General features: G+C 46.5%; 18 protein-coding genes. 16 read left to right on the top strand and 2 right to left on the bottom strand.

The annotated features are described in order from the left end of the window. Positions 1-127: 127 nt before the first annotated feature. The 9 genes from EKN16_RS19675 (at position 128) to EKN16_RS19630 (ending at position 10,781) form a co-directional block, all read left to right on the top strand. A complete protein-coding gene (locus EKN16_RS19675; protein WP_125661054.1) occupies positions 128-1,078 on the top strand; it encodes a polysaccharide deacetylase family protein in 951 nt (316 codons plus the stop codon). Between the two features lie 91 nt (positions 1,079-1,169). Beyond that, complete coding sequence (locus tag EKN16_RS19670; RefSeq protein ID WP_125661051.1) at positions 1,170-2,552, top strand: FG-GAP repeat domain-containing protein; 1,383 nt, start codon at positions 1,170-1,172, stop codon at positions 2,550-2,552. 24 nt (positions 2,553-2,576) lie between these two features. Beyond that, positions 2,577-3,650, top strand: a complete 1,074-nt coding sequence (locus EKN16_RS33785; protein WP_375782036.1) for a response regulator transcription factor — start codon at positions 2,577-2,579, stop codon at positions 3,648-3,650. After that, complete coding sequence (locus EKN16_RS19655; protein WP_125661048.1) at positions 3,647-5,062, top strand: sensor histidine kinase; 1,416 nt, start codon at positions 3,647-3,649, stop codon at positions 5,060-5,062. Before EKN16_RS33785 ends, EKN16_RS19655 begins: the two co-directional genes overlap by 4 nt. Positions 5,063-5,548: 486 nt before the next feature. Further along, positions 5,549-6,316, top strand: a complete 768-nt coding sequence (locus tag EKN16_RS19650; RefSeq protein WP_125661045.1) for an ABC transporter ATP-binding protein — start codon at positions 5,549-5,551, stop codon at positions 6,314-6,316. Continuing rightward, positions 6,303-8,228: an FtsX-like permease family protein gene (locus EKN16_RS19645; RefSeq protein WP_125661043.1), complete on the top strand. Its 1,926-nt coding sequence runs from the start codon at positions 6,303-6,305 to the stop codon at positions 8,226-8,228. Before EKN16_RS19650 ends, EKN16_RS19645 begins: the two co-directional genes overlap by 14 nt. Positions 8,229-8,254: 26 nt before the next feature. Next, positions 8,255-8,623 carry a YxeA family protein gene (locus EKN16_RS19640; protein WP_125661040.1) on the top strand — a complete coding sequence of 123 codons (369 nt, stop codon included), beginning with the start codon at positions 8,255-8,257 and terminating at the stop codon, positions 8,621-8,623. Positions 8,624-8,654: 31 nt separating this feature from the next. Then, the gene (locus tag EKN16_RS19635) at positions 8,655-9,362 is read left to right on the top strand and encodes a response regulator transcription factor (protein WP_125661037.1); all 708 of its coding nucleotides are present in this window, start codon (positions 8,655-8,657) and stop codon (positions 9,360-9,362) included. 3 nt (positions 9,363-9,365) lie between these two features. Further along, positions 9,366-10,781: a sensor histidine kinase gene (locus tag EKN16_RS19630; RefSeq protein WP_125661034.1), complete on the top strand. Its 1,416-nt coding sequence runs from the start codon at positions 9,366-9,368 to the stop codon at positions 10,779-10,781. A 126-nt stretch (positions 10,782-10,907) separates the two neighbouring features. Here EKN16_RS19630 and EKN16_RS19625 read toward each other — a convergent pair whose 3' ends face one another. Then, positions 10,908-11,861: a phytanoyl-CoA dioxygenase family protein gene (locus EKN16_RS19625; RefSeq protein WP_164522896.1), complete on the bottom strand. Its 954-nt coding sequence runs from the start codon at positions 11,859-11,861 to the stop codon at positions 10,908-10,910. Between the two features lie 152 nt (positions 11,862-12,013). On the opposite strand from EKN16_RS19625, the gene EKN16_RS19620 reads away from it, so the two are divergent. The 4 genes from EKN16_RS19620 (at position 12,014) to EKN16_RS19605 (ending at position 15,973) form a co-directional block, all read left to right on the top strand. Beyond that, positions 12,014-12,880 (top strand): AraC family transcriptional regulator, encoded by an 867-nt coding sequence (locus EKN16_RS19620; RefSeq protein WP_164522895.1) that lies wholly within the window; start codon positions 12,014-12,016, stop codon positions 12,878-12,880. Positions 12,881-12,993: 113 nt separating this feature from the next. Beyond that, positions 12,994-14,085 (top strand): DUF3048 domain-containing protein, encoded by a 1,092-nt coding sequence (locus EKN16_RS19615; protein WP_311545881.1) that lies wholly within the window; start codon positions 12,994-12,996, stop codon positions 14,083-14,085. 241 nt (positions 14,086-14,326) lie between these two features. After that, positions 14,327-14,938, top strand: a complete 612-nt coding sequence (locus tag EKN16_RS19610; protein WP_125661025.1) for a DUF47 domain-containing protein — start codon at positions 14,327-14,329, stop codon at positions 14,936-14,938. A 21-nt stretch (positions 14,939-14,959) separates the two neighbouring features. Next, positions 14,960-15,973, top strand: coding sequence for an inorganic phosphate transporter (locus EKN16_RS19605; protein ID WP_125661022.1), 1,014 nt, complete (start codon positions 14,960-14,962; stop codon positions 15,971-15,973). Positions 15,974-16,063: 90 nt separating this feature from the next. On the opposite strand, the gene EKN16_RS19600 is transcribed toward EKN16_RS19605, so the two are convergent. Further along, a complete protein-coding gene (locus EKN16_RS19600; RefSeq protein ID WP_125661019.1) occupies positions 16,064-16,648 on the bottom strand; it encodes a hypothetical protein in 585 nt (194 codons plus the stop codon). Positions 16,649-16,847: 199 nt separating this feature from the next. Between EKN16_RS19600 and EKN16_RS19595 the strand changes: the two genes are divergently transcribed. The 3 genes from EKN16_RS19595 (at position 16,848) to EKN16_RS19585 (ending at position 19,045) form a co-directional block, all read left to right on the top strand. Continuing rightward, positions 16,848-17,138, top strand: a complete 291-nt coding sequence (locus EKN16_RS19595; protein WP_125661016.1) for a YerC/YecD family TrpR-related protein — start codon at positions 16,848-16,850, stop codon at positions 17,136-17,138. A gap of 2 nt (positions 17,139-17,140) precedes the next feature. Next, on the top strand, positions 17,141-18,004 hold the full coding sequence (locus EKN16_RS19590) for a sirohydrochlorin chelatase (protein WP_125661013.1): 864 nt from the start codon (positions 17,141-17,143) through the stop codon (positions 18,002-18,004). Positions 18,005-18,130: 126 nt separating this feature from the next. Continuing rightward, on the top strand, positions 18,131-19,045 hold the full coding sequence (locus EKN16_RS19585) for a diacylglycerol kinase (protein WP_125661010.1): 915 nt from the start codon (positions 18,131-18,133) through the stop codon (positions 19,043-19,045). Positions 19,046-19,057: the final 12 nt, after the last annotated feature.

The following is a 19,057-nucleotide window of genomic DNA, read 5'->3' as shown; positions in this document are numbered from 1 at the left end:
ATTCGCGGATACAACGACATATTTCGAGTAGCCCTAACATTTCCAACTGCGATGTTACTTCTTTGTAACAAATTGAAGTTCAAATTCCGATAATATGGTCTTATAGCATAGGCGAGGAGATCGAGGTATGATACAGAGAAGCAGAAGGAAACAGCGACGGCGTCTACCCGCAGTCATCCTAATAGTTGCAATGGTTGCAATCGTAATAGGCTTAAGTACACATAGTATGTGGAATATATGGGCGGATCATGCCGCACGTGGTCCTGTTCAAACGGTAAATAACGACAATAAACCAGGTACGATTATAAACGCTGATCTTGATCCGGACGGAACGGGTACCAATGGCAAGGTGCAAACTGCTGACGGTGACACTGGACAAACAGAGCAGCAAACGAAGCCGCCAGTACCTCCAGCACCACCAGCAGTCGTTCTGGATAAACCAACTTCGGCTGAAGTTCATTATACAGTGGCGCCAGGCAGCAAGCTTGTTGCTCTTACATTTGATGATGGACCGGATCATAGATATACACCTGCTATTTTGGATATTTTAAAAACATATAAGGTGAAAGCCACTTTCTTCACAGTTGGTTCTCAAGTAAAGAAGTATCCTGACATCATGAAACGCATCGTTAAAGATGGGCATGCACTCGGCAATCATTCGTATAATCATCCGGATTTAAGTAAGATGGACAGTAATAGCATTAAGAATCAAATCAAATGGACAGACATTCTGTTCCAGCGGACAGTGGGCTTCGTTCCGTGTCTCGTACGAGCACCTTATGGTGCCGTTTCACCGCTTGTTAAAGATATTATGAGTCAGAATAATCGTGAGCTCATTGGCTGGACGGTCGATACGAAGGATTGGGCAGGCGATTCAGTAGCGAAGATGCGAGCGAATGTGAATAAGAATACACATCCGGGCGGAATCATTCTCATGCACTCTTTTGGAGGTAAATCCATTCACCATACCGTACAGCTTGTACCGCTTATTATTCAAGATTTGAAGAAGAAGGGCTACACCTTCGTTACGGTGGAGGAGCTACTATCTGCCAAGGAAGAGAACCACAAGGCCAAATAGCAGCGAAAATTACTTAAGCGTTCTAGGGTTCAAAGCGTCTAGCGGCGGGGGTTGCTGCACGGATGTATGAAAGGAGGGCGCGAAGAGATAGATGAAGCGACTTAATTGGGCACGGCGGATTGGGTTAATTGGGTTTAGTATCCTTGTTCTGCTGGCTATTACGGGTTGTCAATATACAGCTACTCCGGCTGATTTGCTGCTTAATCCGCAGTCCACACCGGAGAATGCGGTACTTGCAACTGCAGTGCGAGAAGCACTGCCATCGCGGGCGAAGCTAGCGCTCCCCGTTCAGGAGAAATCGAATTCAGCGGTGATCAAAGCTGATATCGATGGAGACGGCCAGCAGGAGGCTATCGTTACTTTTGCGAATAACAATGATGCACAGCAGGTAATGGTGCTTAGAACGAATGGCAAGGGCGGCTGGAAATATTGGTTCACATTCGCGGAATCATCCAATTATGGCATTGATGTTCTGCGGGTTGTGGATTTGGATAATGATGGCAAGCCAGAGATACTCATTGGTTGGAATCAGTACGGCGAACCTGAGCATTTGCTCAATATTTATCATGTGGATTCCACTTATAATGGGAAAGAGCCATTGAAGCCGCTCAAGGAGCTTTCCTATGACACGATGTCGCAAGGCGATGTGGACGGAGATGGGAAGTCGGAGCTTGTACTGATTCGTTTGAATAGTCAGAAGATGAAGGCGTCGATTCATGTCTTCCGGTTCTTAGGGGGGGCTGTGATTGCAGATGCTACTTCACCTATGGATGGTTCTGTAAACGGGTATTATAATATATCGATCGGCAAAATCGCGCCTAAGCGCTACGGCATCATCACGGATGCTGTCGTTGGCGCCCATTCCTCGAACACGACGATGCTGCTGTGGGACAAAGGAAAGTTAATAAAGATCTACCCTACCAAGCAAATGAATAACCCGGCTGATGAAAATGAAATGGGTGCTTTGGTTGGCGGTGACGGGAATGGTGACGGCATACTCGACATTCATGTGCAGCGTGAAGCCCCAGGTCAAGCAGACGGAGTTCCCTATAGCGAATTAGTATGGATTGAACAGTATAAGCAGTGGGACGGAGAAGGACACTTTCATGTAGTGGGAGAACGCTATGCCGATTATGAGCAGAACTATGCCCTGCGCATTCCGATTGGATGGAAGGATTATACATTTCGGCATCCTAAAGAGGGTGGCAAATCCGACATTGCCATTGATTACTACAATGCGAAGACGGGTAAACGTGTAGAGGTTATTGTTATTCGGGTTGTTCCGCTGAATGATTGGGAGGAGAAGGAGAAACAGCTTCAGGACGAATCGAACAAGTATATCCTATTGAATCAGGCGGGTGGAATGGTCTATTATGCCGTATGGGATAAGCTGGACCAGAATGATGAACCTAACCCCTTGCCGCTCAGTGAGACTTCGCTGAAGAATGGGTTCACCTTGCTGCCTGATAATTAATGCTGCTGTAGGAGGGAATGGCTTTTGCGAATATTACTATTAGAGGATGAGGAAGCCATTCGTGGCTTCATTCGAATAAATTTGAAACGTAATGGAATGGATGTTACGGAAGCTGAAGACGGGGAGACCGCACTGGCATTAGCAGAGGCGGCATCTCCGCCTTTTGACGTTGCACTGCTTGATGTGATGCTCCCGACAATCAGCGGATTCGAAGTATGCGAGCAGCTTCGTGCGCGGTTTCCGCGCATGGGCATCATCATGCTGACAGCGAAGTCGCAGGAAGAGGATAAAATCCGTGGCCTTGAGCTTGGTGCCGACGATTATGTGCAGAAGCCATTTAGCCCTGGCGAGCTTATTGCGCGCCTCCATTCGCTGAACCGGCGGATGATGCCAGGCGGCTTGTCATGGCCAGAGGCTGCTGGGAGCGAGCAGCGCAGCAGCGGGCCTGAAGCCTTAGTGGCTGATCAGCAATCCGATGCGCTTGGGCAGATTATTGGACAGAATCCTGCGAATGGGCAGGTTACTGGACAGAATGCTCCGTCAGGACAAACGTCAGGACAAACGTCAGGACAAACGTCAGGACAAAACAGAGACCAGACACAGAATCAGGCACAGGAACAGGGTCATGAATCGAGGTCATCAATCCCTGACTCTGACGTTCTTCCCGCTAGCTCAAGTGGAGATATTGGCAGCCATTCTCCAGCTAACGCTGGGAACGAGTCGACAGGCCAATTCTCTAGCCTTTCGGCTTCAGCAGGGAACCAGCCCAAGGCCAAGGCGCTTCCAGGAGAGCTGTGCTCCGGGCCTTTTCGTTTATCTGCGGCTGAGCGCAGACTATGGAAGCGTGATAATGAAATCGTGCTGACACCGACGGAATGGACTCTTGTGATGCTGCTTATGGAGCGTGTTGGAGAGGGATTAAGCCGTGATGCGATATTGGATGCGGTGTGGGGACGACATTTTATCGGAGACTTGAAGATCGTGGATGTAAACATCCGGCGTATCCGCCAAAAAATCGAGGATGCGCCTTCTGAACCTCAGTATATTGAGACGCTTTGGGGCTTTGGCTACCGGTGGAAACGGAGCGAGCAGCAATGACGAGTCTCCGAACTCGAATCGTATGGAGCTACGGCGTATTAATCGTGCTTGTTATCGTCATGCTCGGTACGATGTTCGCGGCATTAGTATGGAATTACTATTACAGCAGTGCGGTTGGTTCCGTGCTTCAACGGGCAGAGACTGAGGCGGCGCTGCATAATCGCAACATCGCGTACCTGCCGATGAAGGATAAGGCCAGCTACATGCTGCAAAATATGACGAACGGCATATCGAAGCTCGAGCTGCTTGATAATACAGGCAAAATCGTTGTAGACAGCGATGGTCTTCCAGGTAATGGAACTGCGCTAGCGACGCCCGATGTTCTGAAAGGCATAGATGGAGAAAAGGGAGTTTGGCGTGGATTAGATCCGCTCACACACGAGCGGATTGCAGCGGTGACTTTGCCGGTCAAACAGGAGCAGCGTGTTGTCGCCATGTTTCGTTACACCGCATCGCTGCAGCAGGTCGATGATATCATTCGCAACATGTTGTGGATCGGAGTCTTGGTCGGTGTAGTCGTTGTCTTGCTCTTCTTTACGATGAGCATATGGATCGCGAACCGGATTGCAAGGCCTATTCGCAACTTGACCCGGGTAGCGGAACAAATGGCGGAGGGGGAATGGACCAAGCGGGCGGACATTCGCGATCGCGATGAGATCGGTCGGTTGTCAGAAACGCTCAACACGATGGCTTCCGAGCTAACGAGACGCGAGAAGCTGAAGGAGGATTTTATATCCTCCATCTCTCATGAGCTTCGGACACCGCTTACGTCAATAAAGGGCTGGAGCGAGACGCTTGCTTCTGGAGATCCTGCTGATATTGAGGAGATGCAGATGGGCCTTGCGATTATTGATCGTGAGACGGATCGCCTGTCAGGTCTTGTTGAAGACTTGCTCGATTTCTCGAAACTGTATGCGAAGAGTATCGTCCTTCATCCCGAGATGCTTGACTTGATCAAGCCCATGCGGGAGACCTTGAAACAGTTTGAGGCTCGCGCTCAGAAGGAGAGCATCCGAATTATTGGCAACTATGGCCATCCCACCTTGCCAGTTGAAGCCGATGCGAACCGACTGAAGCAGGTGTTCATCAACGTGCTGGACAATGCATTGAAATTCACGCCTAAGGGCGGTTCCATAACCGTTGCAGCGGATCAGGAAGGCGATTGGGTGCGCGTCAGTGTTATGGATACGGGGAGTGGGATCTCACCTGAGGATTTGCCGCATGTGACGGAGAAGTTCTATAAAGGCAGCAGCCAGCGATCGGGAAGCGGTCTAGGACTTGCGATATGCAAAGAAATTGTCGAGCTGCACGGCGGTACCTTCCGCCTAGATAGCGCAATGGGCGAAGGAACGACGGTCACCATTCGTCTTCCGCTTAAGAAGATAGAAGAGATTGGACAGTCGATCGAATGATCGACTTCTATCGTGGCAGCCAGCTCTTGTCGAGCTGGCTATTCTCTATAAAATAGAGATTTGTGCTTGATGCTGATGTAAGTAATTGCTGAAGCGATCCCAATAATAAGCACTAAGGTTAACCAATGATTGGTTATCCAGTGGAGCAATGCTGACATTCCCGCCACCTCCAAGGCAATTACTGAGGAAGATTGGCCCCGGCCCTGCGGGTCAGGCTTCCAGCAGTTTATCCCTTAGTATGCGGATCTGAGAGTCTTCTATGCGAGCATACGGGCATGACTAACCTGCCTTCAGGGCATTTTGAGCATCCTGTGCAGGTTTGGGAGTTTACACAATCTATTTTACAGATTGGTTAAATCAAAAAAAGCAGCAAATCCTACTTGTGGATTTGCTGCTTTTTTTAAGGTTTATGAAAGGTTTAAATCAGAATGGTGTAAGGTTCAAGAGTTACAATAACTTCTATAGGAAACTTATGGGGGTATCAACATGGAAACAATCTTACAAGCAAAAAATGTGCAAAAAAAGTTTGGTACGAAAGGAAATGTGTATACAGCCTTACAAGACATCAATCTCGAGATTCAAGAAGGCGAATTTGTCGGTATCATGGGACCATCCGGAGCCGGCAAGACAACGTTGCTAAATATTTTTTCAACAATTGATACACCATCGTCAGGCGATATCATTATCGCTGGTCAAAATATCGTCAAAATGAAGGAGGAACAATTATCGGACTTTCGCCGGAATAAGCTGGGGTTTATTTTTCAGGACTATAATTTACTTGATACTTTAACGGTAAAAGAAAATATTTTGCTTCCGCTTGCCTTGTCAAAGGTGCCGGCAACAAAAATCGAACAGCGGGTCAATGAGATTGCGGATACTTTTGGTATTCGGGGAATTTTAGATAAATACCCCTACCATATCTCTGGAGGCCAAAAACAGCGAGCAGCGGCATCCCGCGCCATTGTCGCAAATCCAAGCCTGATTCTGACGGACGAGCCGACGGGTGCGCTCGATTCAAAATCAGCAACAAGCTTGCTGGAGAGCTTAAGCACACTAAATGAAAACAACAAATCGACCATTATGATGGTCACTCACGATGCGTATGCGGCAAGTTACTGTAAGCGGGTTATCTTCATTAATGATGGTCAACTCTTTACAGAGCTTCATAAAGAGAAACAGTCACGCAAGGGATTTTTCCAACAGATATTAGAGATCCTCGCTTCACTAGGGGGTGGGCATAATGACACTCTTTAGTATTGCCAGAAAAAATATCAGGAACAATTTCACCAACTATTTCTTATATTTTGCATCAATGATTTTTAGCATCATTATTTACTTCACATTCGTTTCATTAAAATATGATCATACCATTCAATCTGCTTCTGACGCATCACCCAAAATCAGCTCGGTATTTAGCGGAGCGGCGATCGTGTTAATGATCTTCGTGGCCATCTTTATCTGGTATTCTAACTCTTTCTTTACTCGGAAACGTAAAAAAGAGGTCGGGCTTTATTCATTACTAGGGTTGCGTAAGAAGCAAATAGGCCGAATGCTTTTTTATGAGAACTTTATTATGGGAATTCTGGCGCTCATTATAGGGATTGCTCTTGGCTCGTTGTTATCTAAGTTCTTTGTGTCGTTATTAATGAAGGTCATGGGTTATGATGCCATCGTGAATTTCTCTGTTTCATCTGAAGCCATCATAAACACGATCATCATCTTCTCCATCATTACGTTAATTACTTCGTTTCAAGGCTATCGGTTAATTTATCGCTTTAAATTAATTGAATTATTTCACGCTGATCAAGAAAGCGAACAAGAACCAAAGACATCTTTTATCATTGCTTTATTATCCGTTGTTTTAATAGGTATCGGTTACTGGCTTGCGCTGCAAAACTTTATGGAGTCAATGATTTGGAAATCCCTAGGTTTTATGCTAACGCCACTCATCATCTTAATAACCGTTATTCTCGGTACGTATGTTTTATTTAGTGCATTAACCGTTACTCTATTGAAAATTTCAAGAAAAAATAAAAACAGCTATTGGAAAGGGATTAACTTAATCGGTACATCCCAGCTTCTATATCGTATTAAAGGAAATGCTCGTACGTTAACCATCATTGCCGTGCTTAGTGCCACAACACTAACGGCTGTTGGAACGGCGTACAGCTTGTATTACAACAATAGAAGTACAGTTGAGAAGGTTAATCCAAACAGCATGATGTTTATGGCTACAGGTAGCAGCTTAACCAAACAGGCAGAGGATATCATTTCGCACAATCAGAATCACAAGGTTATCTATCATAATACCATTACAGTTATTCAAATGGATGCTGATGCAACAAATCTGAACAATGCATATGCAAGTACCGAACAGACATACACGCTTATTTCAAACCGGGATTTTAATCAATTGGTAAAATTACAGGGAAGAGACGATGTACTTTCTTTAAATGCCAATGAAGCTGCTGCATTAGATCCAGTATACATGGAAGGCATGTCACCCAAATATGTAGGTGCAACAATACTCTTAAAAGCGAATAGCGGCGGGGAGAACATTACATTCAAGGATCTAAAGAAATATAGTGTTTTGAATCTTCATACTGTGTATTCAACTGTTGTGATCAGTGATGAACTTTTCGCTCGTTTAGAAAAAGAAACAAGCCCGGTCAGCCTAGAAGCGTATGGTATTACCCACGAGGATAAGGCAAAGCAATTAACAAAAGAGCTCCAAGCGGTCTTGCCGAATAAAGCAGCGTTCTCAAGCTTCTATATGGACTTTACTGCGGGGTTGGAGTCATCCGGCTTAATGATTTTCATGGGTGGATTCCTGGGGCTCGTCTTTCTGGCTGCAACAGGCAGCATTATTTACTTTAAACAATTAACAGAAGCGAACTCAGACAAAGGACGGTATCAGATTTTATACAAAATCGGTGTGAATAAAAAAGAAGTGAGAAAATCAATTGCTAAACAGGTCCTATTTATATTCGCTCTTCCGTTACTTGCTGGGATCGTACATTGTGCTGTGGCCTTAACTGCTTTATCCAAGCTGCTGCAAACGAACTTAGTCATTCCAGTTGTCATTTGTATGGGAGTATATTTATGTATGTATATCTTTTATTACTTTTTAACCGTAAATGCTTACTACAAAATCGTGACGAAATAAAATAAATCATATCAAGGAGTAGAACCATGAAAAAAGTAACAATAGCTGTATCCGTAATTATTGCTATTATGATTGGATTTTTAGTTTTTATTCAAAATGTTAATATTAACAGAATAGGTGCAGAGTCGTATTATGCTCAGATTAATGACGGTAAGAAAATGGAAGAGAAATCAGATAGCGGACAGAAGATGGTGTACTATGAGTATACCTTGCAAGGCTTTGACAAAAAGGGCCAGGGAAAAATGCTCACCTTTACAGCTTCCAAAGAACTGCGTAAAGAAGCCTTTCTATGCTTGTACGTCAAAAGTAAGGGAGTAAGCTCCTATCAGGAAGTGAAGGCAGATGAATTGCCCGACAAAGTCAAAGAAAAGCTAAAAGGAACGCCCGCATTATGAAAGAAAGCCTAAGCAGTAGGGAGGTTATGCCATGTCGCTAAATAAAAAGGTTTTAATTGTCGACGATGAAGAGGATATTTTACGGCTGTTAAAAACCGTTTTTATCAAGGAAGGCATAGAGAATGTTTATACGGCTGCAACAGCAGCGGATGGATTTAGTCAATTTCAAGAGATAGAACCGGATATTGTGATTTTAGATATCATGCTTCCAGATGGGGAAGGCTATGAGGTATGTAAAAAGATTAGAAGCATTTCAAATGTACCTATCTTGTTTCTATCCGCAAAAGCAGAAGAGATTGATAAAATCTTAGGTCTCGCTATCGGTGGTGACGATTATATAACAAAGCCATTTAGTCCGAAAGAAGTGGCTTATAGAATTAAAGCTCAGCTTAGAAGAGCTGATTATCAGCAGGTTGAAGAAAAAGCGGATCCCATCATAAAAATTGGACCCTTTGAATTAGATGAACAAAGAGTAGAGTTAAGAAAGAACGGAGAAATGATCGAATTAAAGCCCAAGGAGCTTGGATTAATAACCCTTTTCCTTAAACACCCCAATCAGATTATCAGCAAAGAAAATCTCTATGATAAGGTTTGGGGTGAAGATTTCTTTGGTTTTGATAACACGGTGATGGTACACGTCAGAAGATTACGTGAGAAAATAGAGGAAGAGCCTTCTAATCCAAAATACCTGATCACGGTGAAAGGATTGGGATATAAGCTTGTGGTAAAGGATGAATAGCCTATGAAATGGAGGTTGACTGGGAGGTTTCTGGTAGCAATCGTTCTGATTGTCATTTTAGTTGTTATTATAAACATCCTTCTCCTAGTAGGATTAGTTATAGCCCAATCTGTTTTAGAGGGACCCATTTTTCTTAGTAAAGAAACCTCTGCCGAAGCCATTACCAGACGTTTTCAGGATCAAGTTATGATCTCCAATCATCAGGTGGCCATTACTAACAAGGGCAAAGAGGAGCTCGTCCATAATAAAGCATGGATCCAAATATTAGACGAAGATGGCAAACAGATCTACGGTTATCGAGTACCTGAAGGCGTAAAAGAAAAGTATACGCCCTTAGATATTATCCAAATGTACAAATATAAAGAAATAAACGGAGTCACAACAGTCTTTATTAGTGGGAAAAAAGTAGAAAACAAATATTATAGTTACTTTATGGGATTTGAGAATCGTTTTTTTCAAAGACAAGTATTGTCATATGACATGCGGGATATTGTGCGTCTGTTAAAAGTAGGAAGTATCCTTGTCATATGCATAGATGGTTTGATTGCTCTGTTCATTGGATATTTATTCAGTAAAAGGCTAACGCAACCACTAAATTCGTTAATTGATGGGATCAAAAGGTTGGCTAACAAAGAATATCATATAAACTATGATCCTAAAGGGATTTATAAAGATGTTTTTAATAATGTAAATTATTTATCCTATGAGCTAAAAGCAAACGAAAACGAAAGAAAAAAATTAGATATGATGAAAGATGAATGGATCGGGAATATCTCACATGATATTAAAACACCATTAGCCTCTATCCAAGGCTATGCGGAAATGATGAAAGATGCCGAATATCATTTTTCACTTGAGGAAATGAGAGAATATGCGGAAATTATCGAACGAAAGTCACTGTATTTGAAAGAAGTGATTGAAGATTTAAATTTGTCTGCTCGATTAAAAAATAAAGAACTAACCTTAAATAAAAAGAATATAAACATTGTGACTCTTTTGAGGAATGTCGTCATTGATACTCTGAATGATGCCAAATATTCCAATCGAAATATTGAATTTCAGTTTAGCGATGAGATCATTAAATTAGACATCGATGAAATTTTGATTCGTAGAGCGATCAGTAACTTGATCTACAATTCCATTGTCCATAATGATGATGATGTCCGTATAAAAGTGAGCGTTGAGAAAGGTCAGCGTACCCATATCAGAATAGCGGATAATGGCAAAGGAATTAAACACGAGGAGCTCCAAAGAATCTTTGATCGGTATTATCGGGGGACAAATACGGGAGAGCTGCATAAGGGTTCCGGACTTGGCATGGCTATTGCGCATGATATTATTCAGGCGCATGATGGAGAGATAAAAGTGAATAGTCTAATTGGACAAGGAACAACGATTGATATTCACTTACCTAAGTAATATGGGCAAAATCCTGCGAATAAGCGAGCATTCGTGAGAAAACTAAATCATACCGAGGGAGCGTAATGTGTGGCCCCCTCTTGGCGGTCCCTATTATTGAGCTCTCATTATCCATTGGCTCAATACTTAACAGATCTTATCCTTCTGCCAGCGAATGCTCTCATCAAAGGAGCTTAAGGCAAGCTTGCGCGACTTCCAATAATACTGGAGATCTCCTCGCTGCCAGTCTTCATATAACTCCTCCCATGTATAAGGGCCATGTGGAAGGAGAGAGGCGGCTTCAATATCTTCCTGTTCCGGTTGGTAACGGTAATCGCAGGATACCCGAATGCGTCCAGGAAGCTGGTTCGGCATAGACTTGTGAACCGTATGGCTGTGGAAAGTCACGATATCTCCAGCTTCGTAGTCGATGGATAGCCATTCATAATCGAGCCCGCATAGGATGCTCTCGAGTCCGCCTGCCCCTGGCGCTTCAGTTACTCCAAGCAGCCCGGCTTTGTGGCTCCCCCGAAGGATGGCAAGTCCGCCAAGCTCATACGGCACATCACCGAGCGGAGTCCAGCAGGTCCAGGTGTTAGAAGCGCCTTGGATATGCAGAAAATCCTGATGGGAGGGCGTAATCTTCGAGCTGTGATGCGGGAGCATGATTCGTCCAATGTGACGAGGATGGATGAAGGGAGCAGCTCCGAACAGCGCCTCATACATAGAGATAAGCTCGGGCGAGTGGGCGAGCGCATGAAAGGATTCCAGCTTCTGAATGGCGAGATACATGTCACGGGTAACACCGACACCGTTCCATTGTAATTCATCGGCTGTATACTGGTTGACAGCCTCCACATCGGCCAGACCAGCTTGAAGCGGGAACTGATTATTCATCACGCCCGAGCGGCCCAGAATCTCCATAATATCCAGACGTAAAGCCATTACGCGATCACGGCTCAGCAATCCCCGAAAAAACAACAAACCATCCTCCTCAGCACGCTCACGCAGCTGATCGGGATGCTCCAGCAGAGAGGAAGAATCCTCAAATACTCCGGTAATCGGCCGCTTGTCATTGTCCTGCATATGATTTACAGTCATAAGAAACAACTCCTTTATTGGATAGCTGTAGAATAGCACGGGCAGTGCAACACGTATTTGCAACGTATCCGTTAGGATTGTCATTTATCGGAATGAATCCTACCCATAGAAGAATGACATTACCGCTCCTCAGAAGAAGGAGGATATCAGGCATGCTGCATGGAACACCGGACAAGGATGAGTTTCATCCCATCGTACATTATGCCAATCGGCTGGAATGCAAGCCTGGCGAACATTTTGGCCCGCGTATCATTAGTGATTATCAGTGGTTATTCGTGCAGCGGGGAGCTGGAATGGTTCGCATCGGCAGCCATCGCTATCGAGCTCAAGCCGGCAGTCTCTTCTGCTACGGTCCGGGTATGCCTCACTCCATACAGGCCGATATGAAGGAGCCTTTTGTGCTGTATGGGCTGCATTTTACCCCGAGTGGTTACTTGAGCGACATGCCCTATGATTTGCGCGGCACGATTATTGCAGTCTCTGAAGAGCAGCTGCTCACATGCGAGCTAACGGATCAGGAACTCCCCTTTTATATTCAATGCGGCATGTGGCCTCTTCCATTCTTCGAAGGTCTGGTAGAGGAATATAATAGAGAACATAAGATGTCTCCTATGCTGCTCAGAGGAATAATCACACAGCTTGTGGCACTGCTGTTCCGCTGGGTCCACAGTAAAGCGTATGCGGTGTCTCCGCTAGATCGACTTGTTGAAAGCGTGAAGGAACAGCTTATGCAGAAGGCAGAGCAAGCCTACGATCCGAGTTGGCTAAAGCAGTGGACCTCATACAGCAGCGATTACATATCACGGTTATTCAAGGAGCGTGTAGGCTTGGCGCCACATGCCTACCACCTAGATAAGAAGCTGCAGGCTGCCAAACGTCTGCTCGAGCAAACAGATTTAAGCTCAACTGATATAGCGGAGAAGCTTGCATTTGGGAGCGTTCATTACTTTTGCAAATGGTTCAAGCGATTCACAGGTGAGCAGCCGATGAAATACCGCGAGCGGACACGGATTCTCTAGCCAGCAGCATCGGTTATTCACGCTTCAAAGCAAGACAATCTACTTGCCCTTATGGTTTAATAGGAACAATAAGGAAATGCCGATAAGAATACGCAGAGGGTGGGCTTTCAGAGATGATGGTTAGAGACCGAAAGATAATACGTGCAGCTATAGGACTGTTGGTAGTGACGATGCTCATGGCGGGAGTACTGGCTGGGTGCAGCGGTAAAGCAGACAATTCCGGCGGCAACAAGGCGGAGCCGATCGCAAATACTGAGCCTGCTCCTGGAGATACGACCAATGAGCCTGCACCCATTGATCCGCCATCATTAATTGCTCCACTTACCGGGTTAGCTGTGAAGAGTGAACCTGTGCAGCGGCCTTTTGCCATTATGATTAATAATTTCTCGAAGGCTCGTCCCCAATCAGGTCTGCCGCATGCGGATATGTTATGGGAGGTTCTGGCTGAAGGTGGAATAACGCGAATTGTAGCGATTTTCCAAAGTGATTCTTTCACAGACCCGATCGGACCTATTCGAAGTAATCGCCCTTATCTTATTCGGATCGGTGAGGCGCTGGGCGGCGTGTTAGTCCACTCAGGTGCTAGTAATGATGGTTATGATCTGCTGCAGCATCATCATAAAGATTATCTCGATGAAATTACGAACGCGGGAAGCTACTTTTACCGAGAGTCATTCCGCAAGCCGCCGCATAATCTCTATTCCACCATCGAGAAGCTTCGTGCGGGGGTGCTGAAGAAGAAGTATAAACAGACGGTGACGATTCCAACCTTTCCATTCGCTGATACGGGAGCAACGGCAAGCGGTGCGCCTGCAGCGACAGTGAACCTGTCCTTTCTACTTAAGAATTACAAGGTTTCTTATGAATATGAGGCGACGAAGAATGTCTATCTTCGCTCGATTAATGGGAAGCCGCATACCGATCTAACAACTGGCGACCAGTTGTCTGCGACGAACCTTGTTGTTATTGGAGCCAAGCATCACACATATGATGATTACGGACGGCTGGATATCGACTTGGAGTCGGGTGGACCGGCGGTGCTGATTCAGCTTGGCAAAGCGGTAGAGTGCACTTGGGTGAGAAGCGCGGATGGCGTCATCCGGCTTATGAAGGACGGGCAGGAGCTGCCATTCGTCCCAGGCAAGACGTTCTATCATATCGTTCCGATGACACCGACCTTTGCAGGTCATGTGAGCTATAGCTAAGGCGATTGAATCGCTTTGGCTTCTTTTTCATGTTGACGGTTAAAAAAAGCGGTAAAGGAAAACAATAGGAGGGCAGTGGGGGGCGAAAGGGGACCAAAAGTTAACGTTTTTTAAAAAAGTCATAAAACCTTTACAATCCCTTAACAAATACAAGGTAAACTATGTTAAGATATTGTCGGTTTCATGTGTTTGAAATCGTACCGGCAACGTTAACTATGCATCATAGGCGAAGGGGATACTCATGTTTAAGAAAAAGGATATTTTCTTTACAACGCTCGAAGCAATGGCAGATACGATTCTTGAGGCTGTCCAATATTTTGAACAGCAGGTATCGAATCTCAAGGATGTCAGTCAGTTTGCGAAGGTCATGAAAGAATACGAGACCAAATGTGACCGCCATGTACATACCATTCTTACTGAGCTTAACAAGACATTCATTACGCCCATTGAGCGTGAAGATATTATGGCGCTGACTACGTCGCTTGATGATGTTCTCGATGGTATTGAAGCGTGTGCTTCACGTTTCGAAATGTATGGCGTACATGAGCCGGACGAGTACATCACCCTGTTCGCTGAGAACATTCTTCGCTGTGCCCAGCAAATTAAGAAAGCGATCTACCTGCTTTCGGAGAAGAAGCTGCTTGCTATGCGTGAGCCGGCTATTCATATTAACGAGCTGGAGAACCAAGCAGACGACCTGCTGCGTATTTGCGTGAAGAGCTTGTTCACGAATGTGAAGGATCCGATTGAGCTTATTAAACGAAAAGAAATTTATGAGCGGCTTGAGCAAACGACCGACTACTGTGAGGATGTCGCGAATACACTCGAAACCATCATCATGCGTAACAGCTAAGGAGCAGGTGACGAGGGAATTATGGATATCTACGTATTAGTCGGCATCGTTATCTTTCTTGCGCTTGGATTTGATTTTATAAATGGCTTTCACGATACGGCGAATGCAATTGCGACTACCGTATCGACTAGAGCTTTGTCACCGCGGCTTGCGATTATTCTCGCTTCGGTGATGAACTTTGTTGGTGCGATGCTCTTTACCGGTATTGCCAAGACGATCGGGGGCAAAATCGCCGATCCTGCCTCGCTCGGTGCAGCAGGGAGTCATATTGGGGTCTATGTGGTCATTGCGACGCTTATTTCTTCCATTATATGGGGTCTGCTCACCTGGTGGGTGGGAATTCCCTCCTCATCGTCACATGCACTGATTGGCTCTCTTACGGGAGCTGTAGTAAGTGCAGCGGGCTTCAAAGCAATAAATAGCGCCGGCTTTATCGATATTCTGAAGGCACTTATTTTTTCTCCATTGATCGCGTTTACGGTCGGCTTCATCGTGATGTGGATCTTGAAGCAGATCTTTGCTAAGTCCAGCCCTCATCAGGTGAACAAAGTGTTCCGTTCGGGACAAGTTCTGACAGCAGCCTTCCAATCCTTCACGCACGGGACGAATGACGCGCAGAAGGCGATGGGGATCATCACGTTCGCGCTTGTTGCTGCTGGCTTGCAGGATAATACGGATCATATTCCGCTCTGGGTTAAAATATCTGCTGCGACAGCGATGGCACTGGGTACCTCCATCGGCGGCTGGAAGATCATCAAGACAATGGGAACGAAGATTTTCAAAATCGAGCCGATTAACGGGTTCGCGGCTGATATTACATCCGCGAGTATTATTCTAACGGCAACGTTGGCGCATCTGCCGGTTAGTACGACGCATGTTATCACATCATCGATTCTCGGTGTGGGCAGTGCGAAGCGTTTCTCCGCTGTCAAATGGGGGCTTGCTGGCCGAATCGTTATCTCGTGGATCATCACGATTCCGATTACTATGATTCTCGCGGCGCTCATTTACCGCGTCATTGCGTTGTTCGAATAGAGATGGATGAGGATGTCCTGATCATGCTGAAAAAAAGCTGAATGCCTGCTTGAGGGCATTCAGCTTTTTGCGTCACTCTTCTTCTTTGGGTTAGCGTTTGCGGGGGACGGGGCGGCGTTGTCTGCCTGGTTTGCTGCCGCCTGCACTCTTAGGGCTCCCTGTACGGCGACGTTGTTTCTTACGGCGCGGCGGCTTGTATTCATCCTCGCCGCCTGCGTTCGCTTTACCTTTTTTCCCAAAGGAACCGGCTAGCACCTTAATGAGTGGTGCCATTTGGCCGATGCTGCCCACCACTTTCTGGACTTTGGTCATGGTGGAGACGATGCCGTCTATGCCGCCCATTCGATCAATGATTCCTTTAATGTCGTTGATGCTGTTGCCAAGATTGAAGCCTGCCTTTCCGCTGGTAGCCGCTTCGGCGGCTGCCTTACCGGGAAGCGTGATGAGTGAGGACTCATCGCTTATCGGTGCTGGTTGCATGGAAATGCTTGGTACACCAGGCGCGAATTGTGATTCATCATATGGGAATGGGTTATTTCCCAATGTTGTATTACTCATGCCGCCGTCGAAGAAGGGATCGGATATGCCCGGGAATTGCATTTGGCCGGGGTAAGTGAAGTTTCTAGCGGACGGATCGTAGCGATATTTCACACGGATCACAACCTTTTTTAGCATTTTATATAGTAGTCTATGGAATAGGCAAACGTATGGATTGGACGAATGCCCGCATCGACAAGTGAATTTTCCGCGAATGCCTTGGCTCATTGGTCACGATAGTTCTTCTGCCCTTTAAAGCAGGAGTGCGCTAATGCTTGAAAATTAGACTGGAAACCGATACAATGAGCATATTAGTTCGGGTGGGAGTGAGCAAACGATGCAGCTTAAGAAGCTGAACGATAAGACGTTCGACCAGCTGTTCGAGGCGGTTCTGACGCTTAAGACGGTAGAAGAATGCTATATATTTTTCGATGACTTGTGCACGGTGAATGAGATTCAGTCGTTGTCTCAGCGGCTTGAAGTAGCGCGTATGCTGGGTAAAGGCGCGACATATAATCAGATAGAAGCAGAGACTGGCGCAAGCACTGCGACGATATCACGTGTGAAGCGTTGTCTTAATTACGGGAATGACGGGTACAAAATGGCGCTGGAGCGGGCGGGTCGCTAACGATGAAGCCCGGAGTGCTCGTCATTAGCCACGGGTCGCGTGAAGCGGAGTGGGTGCGGCTGGTGGACGAAGCAGTCGCGGCCGTATCCAGCTCGGATGCCGTGCGCCGGTCTACTAGCGAGCAGCTAGAGAACGGAAGAGAAGTAAGGAAGAAATTGACTATCGGCGGAGTTCCTGTGCCGGTCGTTTCGTCGTTTCTGGAAATTGTCGAGGGACGGCTCATCCAAGATGGCATAGATCAGCTTGAAGCGGAAGGCATAACGGATCTATATGTCCTTCCGTTCTTTGTTTCGTCCGGCAGCACGCATGTGGACGATATTGCCCAAGCCTTCGGCCAGCCTCCGGTATCTATGAGGCGTGAAGGTGAGCTGGAGCGGTTCCGCTGGCATGCAGATACCCGCATACATTTCGGCCAGCCGATCAATGATGATGAAGCGATTGCTGAGCTACTGCATGCGAATATTCGCGAGCTTATTGAGACGCCGGAGCGTGAGCGGCTGCTGCTTGTGGCGCATGGCTCCCGGGAAGCGGGCTTCTATGGACGCTGGCGAGAAGGAATGACGCTTCTCGCAGAGCGGATGCGGGAGCTCGGCGGCTTCGCTGGAGCAGATATTGCGATGCTGCTGCCAAATCAGGCGGCATGCGTGATGAAGGCTGTTCAGCGCAAGCGGCCAGATGAGGCCATCATCGTCGTTCCGCTGTTTCTGAGCGACGGATATTTTACACGGACTGTGATTCCGATGAGGCTGGATGGTCTAATTTATCGTTATAACGGAAGGGCGATGCTGCCGCATCCTTGCGTGACGCGCTGGATGGAGCGGCAGATTAACGAATGGCTGGTAGGACTTCATATTGGGCATGATTAGGCACACGAGATTCGAGTGAATGATGTCTGTATAAGGATAGAGATAGGTAGCAGGCACTTTGCCTGCGAATTAGTCGTAGGGGCCAGAAGTGCTTATACGGCTGGAAAGTGCCGGAGGTTGGTTGGAATGACGATAAAGCGAGCCAGATTAATTTATAACCCGACATCAGGGCGGGAAGAGATCAAGAAGCGTCTGCCGGATATCCTTCAGCGACTGGAGAAGGGCGGCATCGAGACGAGCTGCCATGCAACGTCGAGCGAAGGCGATGCGACCATAGCGGCAGCAGAGGCGGCGGATCGCGGCTTCGACATGATTATTGCAGCGGGCGGAGACGGTACGTTGTATGAAGTCATTAATGGTATAGCGGATAAGGATGTTCGTCCTCCAATTGGGATATTGCCCTTGGGAACGACGAATGATTTTGCCCGTGCGTTAGGCATTCCGAAGCATTGGGAGTATGCGTGTGACCTTATCACCCAGCAGTATTACAAACCGATTGATCTAGGAAGGGCGAACCAGCGGTATTTCATCAACATTGCTGGTGGCGGTTCCATGACGGAGCTGACCTATGAGGTGCCAAGCAAGCTTAAGACGATGATTGGGCAGCTTGCGTATTATATGAAGGGTCTGGAGAAAATGACCCGTCTACGGCCGACGGAGCTGAAGATTCAGGCGAAGGAAATCGAGGATATTCATGAGGAGATCATGCTGTTCCTTATTTGCAATAGCAATTCAGTCGGCGGCTTCGAGAAGCTTGCGCCAGAGGCAAGTCTAGACGATGGGATGTTCGATGTCATTGTTCTGAAGAAGTGCAACCTTGGCGAGTTCATCCGGATTGCATCGCTCGCACTTCGCGGCGAGCATTTCAACGATCCGCATATCGTTCATTTCCAGACGAATGAGTTGATCGTGACGACGCCTGATTATGTGCAGCTCAATCTGGACGGTGAATACGGCGGTACGCTGCCGTGCACGTTCACGATGCTGCCTTCACATTTGAATTTTATAGTGGATGAAGCGGGGAATTCAACTTACCGCTAATACAACCAATTG

This window comes from Paenibacillus baekrokdamisoli, assembly GCF_003945345.1.
GTDB lineage: Bacteria > Bacillota > Bacilli > Paenibacillales > Paenibacillaceae > Paenibacillus_Z > Paenibacillus_Z baekrokdamisoli.
The sequence above is the reverse complement of the archived record's forward strand: the minus strand, read 5'-3'. Positions and strand labels throughout refer to the sequence as shown.

Bases quoted from the DNA above. Each gene is read 5' to 3' on its own strand.
- EKN16_RS19640 (WP_125661040.1), top strand. From the start codon at position 8,255: ATGAAAAAAGTAACAATAGCTGTATCCGTAATTATTGCTATTATGATT.
- EKN16_RS19650 (WP_125661045.1), top strand. From the start codon at position 5,549: ATGGAAACAATCTTACAAGCAAAAAATGTGCAAAAAAAGTTTGGTACG.
- EKN16_RS19590 (WP_125661013.1), top strand. From the start codon at position 17,141: ATGAAGCCCGGAGTGCTCGTCATTAGCCACGGGTCGCGTGAAGCGGAG.
- EKN16_RS19620 (WP_164522895.1), top strand. From the start codon at position 12,014: ATGCTGCATGGAACACCGGACAAGGATGAGTTTCATCCCATCGTACAT.
- EKN16_RS19600 (WP_125661019.1), bottom strand. From the start codon at position 16,648: ATGCTAAAAAAGGTTGTGATCCGTGTGAAATATCGCTACGATCCGTCC.
- EKN16_RS19610 (WP_125661025.1), top strand. From the start codon at position 14,327: ATGTTTAAGAAAAAGGATATTTTCTTTACAACGCTCGAAGCAATGGCA.
- EKN16_RS19605 (WP_125661022.1), top strand. From the start codon at position 14,960: ATGGATATCTACGTATTAGTCGGCATCGTTATCTTTCTTGCGCTTGGA.
- EKN16_RS19675 (WP_125661054.1), top strand. From the start codon at position 128: ATGATACAGAGAAGCAGAAGGAAACAGCGACGGCGTCTACCCGCAGTC.
- EKN16_RS19645 (WP_125661043.1), top strand. From the start codon at position 6,303: ATGACACTCTTTAGTATTGCCAGAAAAAATATCAGGAACAATTTCACC.
- EKN16_RS19625 (WP_164522896.1), bottom strand. From the start codon at position 11,861: ATGACTGTAAATCATATGCAGGACAATGACAAGCGGCCGATTACCGGA.
- EKN16_RS19585 (WP_125661010.1), top strand. From the start codon at position 18,131: ATGACGATAAAGCGAGCCAGATTAATTTATAACCCGACATCAGGGCGG.
- EKN16_RS19635 (WP_125661037.1), top strand. From the start codon at position 8,655: ATGTCGCTAAATAAAAAGGTTTTAATTGTCGACGATGAAGAGGATATT.
- EKN16_RS19595 (WP_125661016.1), top strand. From the start codon at position 16,848: ATGCAGCTTAAGAAGCTGAACGATAAGACGTTCGACCAGCTGTTCGAG.
- EKN16_RS19630 (WP_125661034.1), top strand. From the start codon at position 9,366: ATGAAATGGAGGTTGACTGGGAGGTTTCTGGTAGCAATCGTTCTGATT.
- EKN16_RS19615 (WP_311545881.1), top strand. From the start codon at position 12,994: ATGATGGTTAGAGACCGAAAGATAATACGTGCAGCTATAGGACTGTTG.
- EKN16_RS19655 (WP_125661048.1), top strand. From the start codon at position 3,647: ATGACGAGTCTCCGAACTCGAATCGTATGGAGCTACGGCGTATTAATC.
- EKN16_RS19670 (WP_125661051.1), top strand. From the start codon at position 1,170: ATGAAGCGACTTAATTGGGCACGGCGGATTGGGTTAATTGGGTTTAGT.